The following is a 12,966-nucleotide window of genomic DNA, read 5'->3' on the forward strand; positions in this document are numbered from 1 at the left end:
GAGATGGATCCGGACCGAACTCGAACGGCGTCATTCGACTCCCGCCGTCGCGGTGATGCGACAGCGCCGCTGCGGATGCGACGAAACGGCGTGCGACCATGATCAGCTTTGCCCCGACATTCAGCACACATCAGCGTTCGGGCGCGGCGCAGTGCTCGTCGTCGAACGGCTGCTAAGCGACGCGCGCCAGCGCGGAGTCTGCAAGGAGTGAGCGGCGAGAACGGAGACGCGACCGATCGCTACACTCTCGGCGTCGGAGGGAGGCCCCCCAACCCAACGTCAGTTGAGGACGTCTTCCGACATCTGTCCGCATCTGTGATCGGCCGCGTTGACGAGGCGCGACCAGTGTCCGACACTGGCCCGATACTGACCTCAACGAACCTGCTGCTGGGAGGTCGAGATGGGCAGCATCACCCCGTACGAATCGGCGAAGGGCCGCCGCTACCGCGTGCGCTATCGCAAGCCGGATCGGACCCAGGCGGAGAAGCGCGGTTTCACAACGATGCGCGAGGCGAAGCTCTACCTCTCCATGGTCACGGTGTCGAAGGCGAAGGGCGAGTACATCGACCCGGCATCGTCGAGGGTTCCCGTCAGGATGTTCGCCGACAGCTGGCTGCGATCCAAGCAGCCTCCGATGTCGAAGCCGTCGTACTACATGACACTCGAGCGCGCGTGGAAGAACCACGTCGCTCCCGTGTGGGCCGACAGAGAGATCTCGTCCATCCGACGCTCGGAAGTCCAAGATTGGGTGTCGGACCTCGCGACGCGCAAGTCGCGCACTGTCGTTCTTCGCTGCCTCGGAATCCTCGCTGGCATCCTCGACGTCGCGATCGACGATCGTCGGCTCGCAAGCAACCCGGCCCGCCACGTGCGCAACCTTCCTCGGCACAGCCCGACCAAGCGCCGTGTCTACCTCACGCATGACCAGGTGGCGACGCTCGCGGCGTGCTCGGCGCATCCGACCCTCGTGCTGACGCTTGCGTACACGGGACTGCGCTGGGGCGAGGCGACGGGGCTGCGCGTGCGCAGCGTGAACCGGCTGCGCCGGCGCTTCGTCGTTGAGGAGAACGCCGTGATGATCGCCTACGAGATCCACGTCGGCACACCCAAGACGCACGAGCGCCGGTCGGTCCCCTACCCCGAGCGCCTCGCTCCGATGATCGAGCAGGCCTGCGCCGGCAAGGGTCCGGAAGGACTGCTGTTCGGTGACGGGATCAACCACATGCGCAACTCGGGAGCGCAGGGGTGGTTCGCGAACGCGGTCCGGCGCGCGCAGGCGGTCGATCCGTCGATCCCGCGACTGACCCCGCACGACCTTCGTCACACCGCGGCATCGCTCGCGATCAGCTCCGGTGCGAACGTGAAGGCCGTGCAGCGGATGCTCGGGCACGCGTCGGCCGCGATGACGCTCGATACGTACGCCGACCTCTTCGACGACGATCTGGATGCCGTCGCGTCGCGACTCAACGACGCGATGCCGCTGGTCGCGCTGTCCAACCCTCCGCGCACCCGCGTCTCCCGATCGCGCTGACCTCAGAGAGCAGAATGCTCAGTTTTGCGGCTGAGCACACGCCGTCCGAAACGGCCGATTTCGACGTTCAGAGACGTCGGATGAAGCCGCTTGACGGGCTTCGCAGCTGTCGGTTGCTCCCGAAAATGTGGGCAAAAAGTGGGCAAAAACGAATTCCTGAGTGGTCTGACCAAACAGAAATCCCTGGTCAGAGGACAAAACAGGTAGTGCCCCTGGAGGGACTCGAACCCCCAACCCTCTCCTTAGGACGGAGCTGCTCTTCCATTGAGCTACAGAGGCTGACGGCATCCAGTCTATGTGCGCGACTCAGTCGCCGCCGTCGCCGCCCTCCGCAGCGGCGCGTGCCTCGCGGGCTTCGCGAGCCTCCCGCCGGGTCTGGGGCGGACCGCCCGCTCCGACCGTCACCAGCTCCTCCGTGCGCGGCGACGTGGGCTCGATGAGAGCCCCCATCTCATTCGCCGCGCGGTTCGCCTCGAGGGCCGCGGCGTCGTCGACGGCCTCCTGCAGGGCGGACTTGTCGCGAAGCGGCGGCGTGCGGAAGAACAGCGACAGGATGAACGCCACGATCACGACCCACATCGCGACCCAGTAGACCGTCACGGCCGAGGCGTTGAAGGCGACGAGCATGGGCTTCGCGAGGCGCGGGTCGGCGCCCAGCAGGAACGACGTGTCGTTCAGCGATGAGTCGTTCGTCGCCTTGTCGCCGGATCCGCCGGAGAACTGGTCCTGGAGCTTCGGAACGATGGATGCCACGAAAGCCGACCGCTCGTCGGGGTTGGAGAAGTCGAGGGTCACCGTGCCGTCGTCGGCGATGCGCGCGACCGGGATCTGCTCCTGGATCTTCGCCTCCGCGGTGGCCTGCGCCTGCGCGACGGCCTGGGCCGTCACCGTCTCCTGGGCCTCGGGTGGCAGCGTGCCGGCGGCGACCTGCGCGGCGACGGCGGCGGTCGCAGCATCCGTCGCCTTCTTCAGACCCGCCTGGATCTGAGCCGTCGTCGCATCCGTCACGCCCGAGACGATCGGGGTGTAGATCTGGTCCATGATCTCGGCGTTGGCGGGATCGTTCGCGACGTCGGGGTCGAGCGCGGCATCGAGGGCGCTCGTGAGCGTGTCCTCGTCGGCGAACGAGGTCTGGATGTTCGCGGGCATGACGGCGAACATGAGCGACAGCAGCACGGCGGTGCCCAACGTTCCGCCGATCTGGCGGAAGAAGGTCGACGCGCTCGTCGCGACGCCCATGTCGCGGAGCCCGACGGAGTTCTGACTCGCGATCGTGAGGGTCTGCATGAGTTGACCGAGGCCGAGCCCGAGGAGCAGCATCGCGCCCGCCATGAACCAGTACGAGGTGTTGTACTGCAGATGCGTGAGCCAGTAGAACGCGAGCGCCATGAACGCCGTGCCGAGGATCGGGAACATGCGGTACCGGCCCGTGCGAGCGATGATCTGTCCGCTCCCGATCGACGCGATCATGAGGCCGAGGATCATCGGCAGCATCTGGAAGCCGCTCTCGGTGGGCGTCGACCCCATGACCAGCTGCAGGTAGAGCGGGATCGTCAGCATCGCACCGAACATCCCGAAGCCGACGAAGACGCCGATGACGGTCGCCATCGAGAACGTCGCCGAGCGGAAGAGCTTGAGCGGGATGAGCGCGTCGTCCTTCATCACGATCTCGGTGATGATGAACGCGATGATGCCGATGGCGCCGACGACGTAGCATCCGATCGCGATCGGCGAGCCCCAGCCCCACTCGCGGCCCTGCTCGGCGACGAGCAGGAGCGGCACGAGCGCCATGATGACGAAGGCGGCCCCGAACCAGTCGATGCGGACGGAGTGCCGCGGATGCTTCGGGATGTGCAGGAACCGCAGCACGATCGCGAGCGCGAAGATGCCGATCGGCACGTTGATGAGGAAGACCCAGCGCCACCCGGCGATGCCGAGGATCTGCTCGGTGCCGGCGAACAGACCGCCGATGAGGGGTCCGAGCAGACTCGAGATGCCGAAGACGGCGAGGAAGTATCCCTGATATTTCGCGCGTTCCCGGGGCGCGAGGATGTCGCCCATGATCGCGAGCGGCATCGACATGAGACCGCCGGCGCCGAGACCCTGCACGGCGCGGAAGGCCGCGAGCTCGAGCATCGACGTCGAGAACGACGCCAGGATCGAGCCGATGATGAAGATGACGATCGCGAAGATGAAGAGCGGCCGCCGGCCGAAGATGTCGCTGAGCTTTCCGTAGATCGGCGTCGAGATCGTCGAGGTGATGAGATACGCCGTCGTCACCCACGCCTGCTGGCTGAGGCCGTGCAGGTCGTCGCCGATCGTGCGGATCGCCGTGCCGACGATCGTCTGATCGAGCGCGGACAGGAACATGCCCGCCATGAGCCCGAAGATGACGAAGAGGATCATCCGGTGGGTCATCACCGGGTCCGCGCCCGGCGTGACCGCGGTGCGCGAGGCTGCGACGTCCGACATGAAATCTCCCGAGCTCAGGTGTGCGTTGAGCGGCGACTCCGGTGTCGTCAGTCTCGGCTCATCGTAAACCCGCTGTTCACCCGCCGGGCGACGGACGATCTCCTAGCTCTGGGGCTCGTCCGCCACAGCAATGACGACCTTGCCGAGTGCGCGCCCTTCACCGTGGCGCGCGAGCGCCTCGGGAACCGCCTCGAGCGGATGGATGCTGTCGACGCGGACGGTCACGTCGCCGGCCACGATCCGATCGGCGAGGGGCACGAAGTGGGCGGGACCCTGGCGGACGACCAGGATGCCGAGACGCGTGCGCGTCAGAAGGCCCACGAGCGTCCCGAGGGTGAGCAGCCGGAGGATCGTCCGCGTCGTGCCGCCCACCATGAAGTAGCGACCGCGCGGCGCGAGTGCTCGGCGGTAGGCGAAGACCGACCTCGACGCGACGAGGTCGACGACGAGATCGTAGGGACCCGTGCGCGTGAAGTCCTGTACGCGATAGTCGATGACCTCGTCGGCGCCGAGACCTCTCATGACGTCGAGCTTCGCGGCGCTGTCGACGGCCGTCACGTGGAGCCCGGCCGCTTTGGCGAGCTGGATCGCGAACGAGCCCGCGCCGCCGCCGGCGCCGTTGATCAGCATCCGCTCCCCCGGCTCGCCGTGCGCGACGGCCTGCAGGGCGATGGCACCCGATTGCGGAATGGTGGATGCCTCGACGAAGGACAGCCCGGACGGTTTGCGCGCGAGCGCCGACGCGGGGGCGACAGCGAACTCGGCGAAGCCCCCATGAGCTGCAGGTTGTCGCCGTAGACCTCATCCCCCACTCGGACTGCGGTGACTCCGGCGCCGACTCCGACGACGCGACCCGCGATGTCGGAACCGAGGATGCGGCGCCGCGGTCTGCGGAGGCCGCCGATCCGCGCGTACGCGGGGCGACCGGTCAGTCCCTCCCAATCGCTCAGGTTGATCGAGGTCGCGACGATCTCCACGAGCATCTGCCGTGCCCCCGGCTCCGGCCGGGGAACGTCTTCGAGGCGCAGCTCGTCGGGCGTTCCGTACCGGTCGTAGACGATGGCTCGCACGGGTCAAGTCTGGCCAGAGAGGTACCCGGATTGCAGGTGGGAAAACCCTCCGAACCGGCTCTGTCGGGTTGCCGGTCGCTCGAATTCTCGGAATCGTGGCCGGTCCGATGCACGAACCGAAGCAAGGGAAAGGACCATCATGCTCACGATGACCGACACCGCAGCAGAGGCTGTCAAGAAGATCGTTGCGCGGATGCCCGATGCCACCGACGCCGGCGTGCGCATCAGCGACGACGGCGAGACCGTCGGCTTCGCGCTGACCATCGCGGACGCCCCGGAGGCGTCCGACACGGTGGTGGACACCGACGGCGCCCGCGTGTTCCTCGACACGACGGCGGCCGCCGCCCTCGATGACCAGGTGCTCGACGCCCGCTTCACGGGCGAAGGGCAGGTGAGCTTCGAGCTCGCTCCGCAGACCTGACGCGTGGTGGATGCGGGCCTCAGCGCTGTCGCGTCGGGGCCCGCACTCCGCGGCCCTTGCGCAGAGTCAGGCGTGACGCCGAGTCACCCGGTGCGCGCGACGTCGACGAGCACCTCGTTGTGCCTGAGGAAGGACGGAGTGATCGGCGGATTGAAGCGGGCGAAGCGCGGCTCGCCCTGCACGGTCAGGCCGGCGGCGGACACCTTGGCGAGCAGGTCGTCGCGGTGACGCTCCCAGGAGTCGCGGCTCCAGCGGCCCGAGAACCGGAGCGCCGCGACGAGCTGCTCGGGAATGGTGCGCAGCGTCACGTCGGGGCTGACAGGAACCGGGGCATCCGCTTCGCTGATTCCGGCGGGAAGCACGAACGCCACGACGAAGCCCTCCCCGTCGCTCTGCTGCAGCACGGGAGCTGTCATCGCGATCTTCTCCCGCGATTGCACGACGGGAGCGGTCATGTCGATCTGGCGGCGGGCCACGTTCTCGCCGCCGATGTATCCCGCCAGGGAGCGGAAGGCCCGGTTGCCCGCGTCCTCGAAGGACGCGCCGCGCACGACCGTCTCGGCGACGACGTGCGATGGGTAGCTGCGCAGCTCCCACGAGTCGTACTGGTGGACGACGTCGTACGGCTGCTGCTCGGTCATTCTGCGAGGCTACGCCTGACGTCACCGGAAGTCCTTCGACTTGTGGTGCACCCCGACCCGCAGGTCTTCGAACGCATCCGCGACGAGGTTCGTCACGCCCTCGACCGAGCGCTCCAGCATCCCGCGCACGATGAGAGCCGGCGAATCGCGCACGACCCGGCGATAGCGATTCCACACCCCGACGGAACAGACGATGTTGACGAGCCCGTGCTCGTCTTCGAGGTTGATGAAGGTGACTCCGGATGCCGTGGCCGGCCGCTGCCGATGGGTGACGAGCCCCGCGACCTCGACGCGCCTGCCGGACTCATGCGACCGGAGCTCGCTCGAGGTGAGGACCCCGCGCGCGTCGAGCCCGGAGCGGTAGTGCGTCATGGGGTGGTCGTCGGTCGAAACGCCCGTCGCCCAGAGGTCGGCGGCGAGGCGCTCGTAGCTCGTCGGATCGGGGAACAGCGGCGGCTGCACCGCGACGAGCGAGTCGGGCAGGTACTGGGCGCGATCCTCGGCCGCCGACCCTGCGAGCCAGATCGCTTCGCGACGCGTCAGCCCGAGGCAGTCGAAAGCGCCCGCGGTCGCGAGCGACTCGAGCTGCACGGCCGTGACATCGGTGCGGCGCACGAGGTCGCGCAGGTCGCGGTACGGTCCTCCGCTCTCGCGCTCCGCGACGATGCGCTCGGCGACGGCCGAGCCGATGCCCTTGACGCCCGCGAGACCGAGCCGCACGGCGAACGCGCCGTCGCGCCGGTGCGCGGCGTACTCGTCGGGCGCCGCGGGGTCGAAGTCGCCGACGGGAGGCTGGTGCCGGTCGAGGCAGGAGTCGAGGCCGGTGTACGCCTCGGGAGGAGATGACTGTTCCGGAGGGGCTCCGGCGGGTCCAGCATCCTCCCCAGCCGTCATCTCCTCCCGTGGCACCCGCTCGAGGGTGGCCTCGGCGCCTGAGCGGAGGAGGTCGGGGCGCAGCACCTCGACGCCGTGACGGCGCGCGTCGGCGGTGAGCGTCGCGGGAGAGTAGAAGCCCATCGGCTGCGCGCGCAGCAGCCCCGCGAGGAACGCGCCGGGGTAATGCAGCTTGATCCACGAGCTCGCGTAGACGAGGAGGCCGAACGACAGCGAGTGCGATTCGGCGAAGCCGAAGTTCGCGAAGGCCTGGATCTTCTGGTAGATCGCGTCGGCCTCGTCGCCGACGAGCCCGTTGCGCGCCATCCCCGCGTAGAGCTTCTCGCGCAGGGAGTCGATGCGCTCGACGCCCCGCTTCGAGCCCATCGCACGGCGCAGGAGGTCGGCATCCTCTCCGCTCACCTCGCCGACGGCGACCGCCATCTGCATGAGCTGCTCCTGGAAGACCGGGATGCCGAGCGTGCGCTCGAGCACGGGCTCGAGGTTGGGGTGTGCGTACGTGATCGGCTCGCGTCCGAGCTTGCGCCGGACGAACGGGTGCACCGCGCCGCCCTGGATCGGTCCCGGCCGGATGAGCGCGATCTGCACGACGAGGTCGTAGAACCGCCGCGGCTGGAGCCGGGGAAGGAGTCCCATCTGCGCGCGCGACTCGACCTGGAACACGCCGATCGAGTCGGCCCGGCACAGCATGTCGTAGACCGCCTTCTCCTCCTTGGGGATCGTCGCAAGCTCCCACTCCTCCCCCGTCGACTCGCGCACCAGGTCGAAGCAGTACTGCAGCGCCGCGAGCATGCCGAGTCCCAGCAGGTCGAACTTCACGAGGCCCATCCACGCGGCGTCGTCCTTGTCCCACTGGATGACCGTGCGGTTCTCCATGCGCGCGTGCTCGATGGGGACGACCTCGCCGACGGGCCTGTCGGTCAGCACCATTCCGCCGGAGTGGATGCCGAGGTGCCGCGGCGCCTTCAGCAGCTCGGTCGCGTACTCGATGACCTGGTCCGGGATGTCGTGGTCGGCGCCGGTCTCGAGCGTCGCGCCCCACTGCTCGACCTGCTTCGACCAGGCATCCTGCTGCCCCGGCGAATGCCCGAGCGCCTTCGCCATGTCGCGCACGGCGTTCTTGGGCCGGTACTGGATGACGTTCGCGACCTGCGCGGCCCGCTCGCGCCCGTACTTCGCGTACACCCACTGGATGATCTCCTCACGGCGATCGGAGTCGAAGTCGACGTCGATGTCCGGCTCCTCGTCACGCAGCGACGACAGGAACCTCTCGAACGGCAGGCCGTACGCGATCGAGTCGACCGCCGTGATGTCGAGCAGATAGCAGACGGCGCTGTTGGCCGCCGAACCGCGACCTTGGCACAGGATGCCGCGCCGCCGAGCCTCCTGCACGATGCCGTAGACGATGAGGAAGTAGCCCGGGAAGTCCTTCATCTCGATGACCGCGAGCTCGCTGTCGATGCGCTTGCCCTGGTCTTCCGTGAGGTCGGGGTACTTGCGCGGCACGGCCTCCCACACGAGCTGCCGCAGGTACGACATCGGCGTGTGCCCCTCGGGGACCTCCTGCTTGGGCAGTGCGGGCTTGGCTCGACGGAGCGGGAAGGCGAGCTCGTCGGCGAGCGTCACCGTGCGCGCGACAGCGCCGGGGTAGCGCGCGAACCGCTCCGCCATCTCCGCGCCCGAGCGCAGATGCGCGCCGGCGTGCGCGGGGAGCCACCCGTCGAGCTCGTCGAGACCGCGGTTCGCGCGCACGGCGGCGACGGCTGCCGCGAGGTGCTCGCGCTGCGGCACGGCGTAGTGCACGTTGTTCGAGGCGAGGATCGGCAGCCCGCGATCGGCCGCGAGGCGGGCGAGGAGGTCGTTGTCGCGCGAGTCGAGCGGATTGCCGTGGTCGATGAGCTCGACGTTGACGGCATCCCTCCCGAACAGGGCGACGAGCCGATCGAGCTCGCGCTCGGCACCCGACGGCCCCTCTGCCGCGAGCGCGTACCGCACGGTGCCCTTGCGGCATCCCGTCAGCACGGCCCAGCGCCCGTCGGACTGCATCGCGAGCTCGTCGAGGTCGTAGACGGGACGGCCCTTCTCGGCGCCCTGGAGCTGCGCGTGGGTCAGCGCTCCGGCGAGTCGGTGATAGCCCTCTTCGCCGCGTGCGAGCACGAGCAGGTGCGCGCCCGCCGGATCGGGCTCGCCGTTCTGCGGCTTGGGCAGCTCGAGCGACAGCTCGGCCCCGAAGACGGTGTTGACCTGCAGCGCCTCGGCCGCCTCCGCGAACCGGACGATGCCGTAGAACCCGTCGTGATCGGTGATGGCGAGGGCGTGGAGCCCCAGCCGCTCGGCCTCCTCGGCGAGCTCCTCGGGTGAGGAGGCGCCGTCGAGGAACGAATAGGTGGAGTGCGCGTGCAGCTCGGCGTACGGCACCGCGTCGGCGGGGCGCTCGATCTCGGGCGCGACGTACGGCCCGCGCTTGTGCGACCACGCCGGGCTGTCGCCGCCGTCGGCGCCGGCCGGGACGTTGCGCGGGCGCCGGCGGTCGCTGAGGATGCGCTCCATCTCGGACCACGGCACGGAGGGGTTGTTGAAACCCATCAGGTCTCACCCCCTGCCGTTCGAAGGGGCGGCGTTCGACCCCTCGACAAGCTCGGGGACCGGGGGGAGGTCGAGGACCGGGGAGAGGTCGAGGACCAGTGCGGCGTTCGACCCCTCGACAAGCTCGGGGGCCGGTGGGCGGGAGCTCGGGGGACGGGGGTGCGAGCGGGACGGGCGGAGGTCAGTCATAGCGGGCCTCCGCCGTCCAGGAGCCGGACTCGCAGACCAGCAGCCACGCGACGCCGTCGGCGTCGACGACCTGGAACCGGTGCGCGCGGCGGGCTCGCGCGGCATCCCATCCCCTCTCGCTGATCGGCCAGGGCCCCGCCCACTGCTCGATCGTCCGCGCGCGCCCGCCCTCGATGAGCACGGCCGGATGCGCCGTCACCCGGCCGCGGTCGTCGACCGACACGACACCGCCCATCGACGACGACACCTCGACGAGAGGCGGATGCGCGAACACCGACGCGGGCAGCGGATCGGGGAGGCTGCCCGGCCACGGCCGCGACCGCTCCTTCGCGAGCACGACACGATCGCCCCACGGCACGAGCACCTGGCGCTCGGCGAGCCAGCGGCCTCCGCCGATGACGGGCGTGAGCACGGCGCGATGCCCCAGCATCGCCTGCACGCGCGAGAGGGCGTGGTGCACGCGCTCCTCGGGCGCCGCGCCGAAGATCGCGGGAGCGTGGTGCGCCGCGGCATCGACCGCTTCGGGCGAGATGCGCACGAGCGCGACGCCGCTGCGGAGGTCCGCCGCATCCTCCCCCAGCTGCCAGCGCACCCGGTCGACGACCGCCGCCGCGTCGAATGAGCCGGGATGCAGCCACACGCGCTCGCTCCGCTCGCCTCGATCGCCGGTGAGCTCGACGCGCAGCTCGGTGCAGACAAGGTCGACGGCGCCGAGCCTGGCGATGAACTCGTCGGCGGCCAGACGCATGCCGAACGCGACCTGGTCGGCCAGCTCGAGCGGCGGCTCGAACGCCACCTCGCGGTGCAGTTCGGGCGGAGGCGTGCGCGGATCGACGGCGCGCGGGTCGCGCCCCGACGAGAGAGCATGCAGCCGGATGCCGCGCTCGCCGAACCGCTCGCGCACGCGATCAGGCTCGAGCGCGGCGAACTCGCCGAGGGTCTGCACGCCGAGCCGTGCGAGGAGTCCCGTGAACTCCGGCCCGCCGCCGAGCGAGACATCGTCGAGGAGGCCGATGGGCAGCGGGGCGAGGAACCCCGCCGCCCCACCCGTCGGCACGACGCACACCGGGTCGTCGGGACCCGTGCCCGCTCGGGCCGCCTGCTCGGCCGTGAAGGGACCGTCGGCGATCCCGGCACGCGCGCTCTCGACCCCCAGATCGCTCAGCGCTTCGAGCAGCAGGCACGCCGCCTCGACCTCGCCGCCGTAGTAGCGGGCGGGCCCGCGGGCCTTCAGCACGCACAGGCCCGCACGCACGATCTGCACGCCCGGAGCGCGCTCCTCGATGCGCGCGACGAGCGGTGCGAACACGCGATGATCGCGCATCGCGTCGGAGGGGATGACGGCGAGCCGTGGACAGCGCGCCTGGGCATCGCGCCGGCGCTGACCGCGCCGCACCCCCTCCGCCCGTGCGGCCGGCGAACACGCGACGACCTCGTTGTGCTCGAACACCGCGACCGGCGCGGCCGGGTCGACGGCGCCCTCGCGCGCAAGGGCCGTGACCGGCCAGTCGGGGAACCACAGCACGATGCTGCGCACCGGCGCGTCGAGCCGCATGTCACCCCACCGCCTCGAGCACGCGCATCGCCCGACGCAGCCTCTCCTCGAACGGCTCCCGGCCGGCGGCTTCCGCCGCGACCTCGAGCCGACGCCGCTCATCCGATGGCTCCTCGAAGGTCGGGGGCGTTTCGTCGCGCTGGATCGCGGTTCCCGAGCCAGTCGAAGGGCGCTCGAGGCCCGAGGGCTCGGCCACCGCGAGCATCCGGGGCGACTCGGGGCGCTCAACGCCCGGGGGCTCAGCCACAGCGAACACCCGGGGCGACCCGGAGCGCTCGGCCACGGCGGGTGCGACGAGCGAGACCTCGCCGTTCGGGCCGGGAAGAAGCATCCGCTCCCGCCGCTCTCTCGACCAGCGCCTGCTGGATGCCGTCACCGTGACGGCGCGCCCGGAGAGGTAGCCGTGGCCGCGCCCCACTCCGGACCATTCCGGGTCGCTCACCTCGAGCGTCGCCTCGGCCTGCGGCCACTGCCCCTGAACGAGCAGCACCGTGCCCCGGTCGCGGAGCCGGGCCGCGAGCCGCGACACCTGGCCGTCGGCGGCGCGACCGGGCGGGCGGACGGCGACGACGGGGGCGATCTCGGCGATCGTCGCGGTGACGGCGAGCCATCGTGGACCGGGATCGGGCACGAACACGAGCCGCGCGAGATCGACCCCGAGCGACTCGGCGGCCTCGGCGCCCAGCTCGGGCATGCCGATCGCGGCGCACCACGCCCCGTCCTGCGAGGGGCGCGCCATGAGGGCCAGCACGAGCGATGCCGACCGCGAGAGTGTGTACGCGGAGCCGGCACGCAGCCCCCCGGCGGGAAGCAGCGACGCGAACGCGGGCAGAGTCGGCAGCACCGCGGCATCCATTCGGCGCCCCTGCACGCGTTCGAGCTGCGCCTTGAGCCGCAGCACGTCGTCGCCTTGCTCCTGCCGGAGCGCTTCGTTCCGCACGATCGCCCTCACCTCCTAAGAATAGAACACATGTTCTATTCCCTCAATGGTGAGATCGAAGATAACTCCACCCTCCGACATCGCGGAGGGGTTGCGTCAGCCGGTGATGTCCGCCGTCGTCGCGATGCGCGCGAACCCGCCGCCTTGGAGCACGAGCGCCGTCGTGGCCATGAGCTCCGCGGCGGTGCGGGTGACCGTGCCCAGGCCCGCGGCATCCGTCGTCAGATCGAACGTGCGGGTCGCATCCAGCGCGACCGTCACGTCATAGCCGAGATTTCCCGCCATGCGCGCCGTCGTCTCGACGCACATGTTGGTCTGGATGCCGCAGATCACCAGCTCGTCGATTCCCTGCTCGCCGAGCCACGCGTGCAGATCCGGGTCGCCGTAGAACGCCGAGTTCACGTTCTTCGTGACGAACAGCGCCGGCGACACCGCGGCGACGACCTCGACGAGCGCGTTGCCCGGATTGCCGGGGTGCAGCGGCGACCCGGGCGCCGCCGAATCGTGGCGCACGACGACGATGGGATCGCCGGCCGCCGTCCATGCCGAGACGAGGGCGGAGACGTTCGCCTCGCAGTCCGGATTGGCGGTCGGCCCCCAGAAATCCAGGTCGTCGAAGCCGCGCTGCATGTCGATGACGATGAGGGCTCGGGTCATGCCTCCATGA

At 70.0% G+C, this 12,966-nt stretch carries 9 protein-coding genes and 1 tRNA gene; 2 read left to right on the forward strand and 8 right to left on the reverse strand.

Annotated features, from left to right (window positions below; all coding sequences use genetic code 11):
* Positions 1-400 precede the first annotated feature (400 nt).
* Entirely contained in the window at positions 401-1,531 is a 1,131-nt protein-coding gene (locus AAIB33_RS09920) for a tyrosine-type recombinase/integrase (RefSeq protein WP_345799806.1), read from the forward strand.
* 207 nt (positions 1,532-1,738) lie between these two features.
* Here the strand turns inward: AAIB33_RS09920 and AAIB33_RS09925 are convergent.
* From AAIB33_RS09925 to AAIB33_RS09935, 3 genes are all read right to left on the reverse strand, one after another.
* A tRNA-Arg gene (locus AAIB33_RS09925) sits at positions 1,739-1,810 on the reverse strand.
* A 27-nt stretch (positions 1,811-1,837) separates the two neighbouring features.
* Positions 1,838-4,003: an MDR family MFS transporter gene (locus AAIB33_RS09930; protein WP_345799807.1), complete on the reverse strand. Its 2,166-nt coding sequence runs from the start codon at positions 4,001-4,003 to the stop codon at positions 1,838-1,840.
* Between the two features lie 102 nt (positions 4,004-4,105).
* Positions 4,106-4,633, reverse strand: coding sequence for a zinc-binding dehydrogenase (locus AAIB33_RS09935; protein WP_345799808.1), 528 nt, complete (start codon positions 4,631-4,633; stop codon positions 4,106-4,108).
* 588 nt (positions 4,634-5,221) lie between these two features.
* On the opposite strand from AAIB33_RS09935, the gene AAIB33_RS09940 reads away from it, so the two are divergent.
* On the forward strand, positions 5,222-5,494 hold the full coding sequence (locus AAIB33_RS09940; protein WP_345799809.1) for a Fe-S cluster assembly protein HesB: 273 nt from the start codon (positions 5,222-5,224) through the stop codon (positions 5,492-5,494).
* A gap of 83 nt (positions 5,495-5,577) precedes the next feature.
* Here AAIB33_RS09940 and AAIB33_RS09945 read toward each other — a convergent pair whose 3' ends face one another.
* From AAIB33_RS09945 to AAIB33_RS09965, 5 genes are all read right to left on the reverse strand, one after another.
* On the reverse strand, positions 5,578-6,135 hold the full coding sequence (locus AAIB33_RS09945; protein WP_345799810.1) for a heme-binding protein: 558 nt from the start codon (positions 6,133-6,135) through the stop codon (positions 5,578-5,580).
* A 21-nt stretch (positions 6,136-6,156) separates the two neighbouring features.
* Entirely contained in the window at positions 6,157-9,615 is a 3,459-nt protein-coding gene (locus AAIB33_RS09950; RefSeq protein ID WP_345799811.1) for an error-prone DNA polymerase, read from the reverse strand.
* A 181-nt stretch (positions 9,616-9,796) separates the two neighbouring features.
* On the reverse strand, positions 9,797-11,359 hold the full coding sequence (locus tag AAIB33_RS09955; protein WP_345799812.1) for a DNA polymerase Y family protein: 1,563 nt from the start codon (positions 11,357-11,359) through the stop codon (positions 9,797-9,799).
* A 1-nt stretch (position 11,360) separates the two neighbouring features.
* On the reverse strand, positions 11,361-12,311 hold the full coding sequence (locus tag AAIB33_RS09960) for a hypothetical protein (protein ID WP_345799813.1): 951 nt from the start codon (positions 12,309-12,311) through the stop codon (positions 11,361-11,363).
* An 84-nt stretch (positions 12,312-12,395) separates the two neighbouring features.
* Positions 12,396-12,956, reverse strand: coding sequence for a cysteine hydrolase family protein (locus AAIB33_RS09965; protein WP_345799814.1), 561 nt, complete (start codon positions 12,954-12,956; stop codon positions 12,396-12,398).
* Between the last annotated feature and the right edge of the window lie 10 nt (positions 12,957-12,966).

The organism is Microbacterium sp. AZCO, assembly GCF_039614715.1.
Classification (GTDB): domain Bacteria; phylum Actinomycetota; class Actinomycetes; order Actinomycetales; family Microbacteriaceae; genus Microbacterium.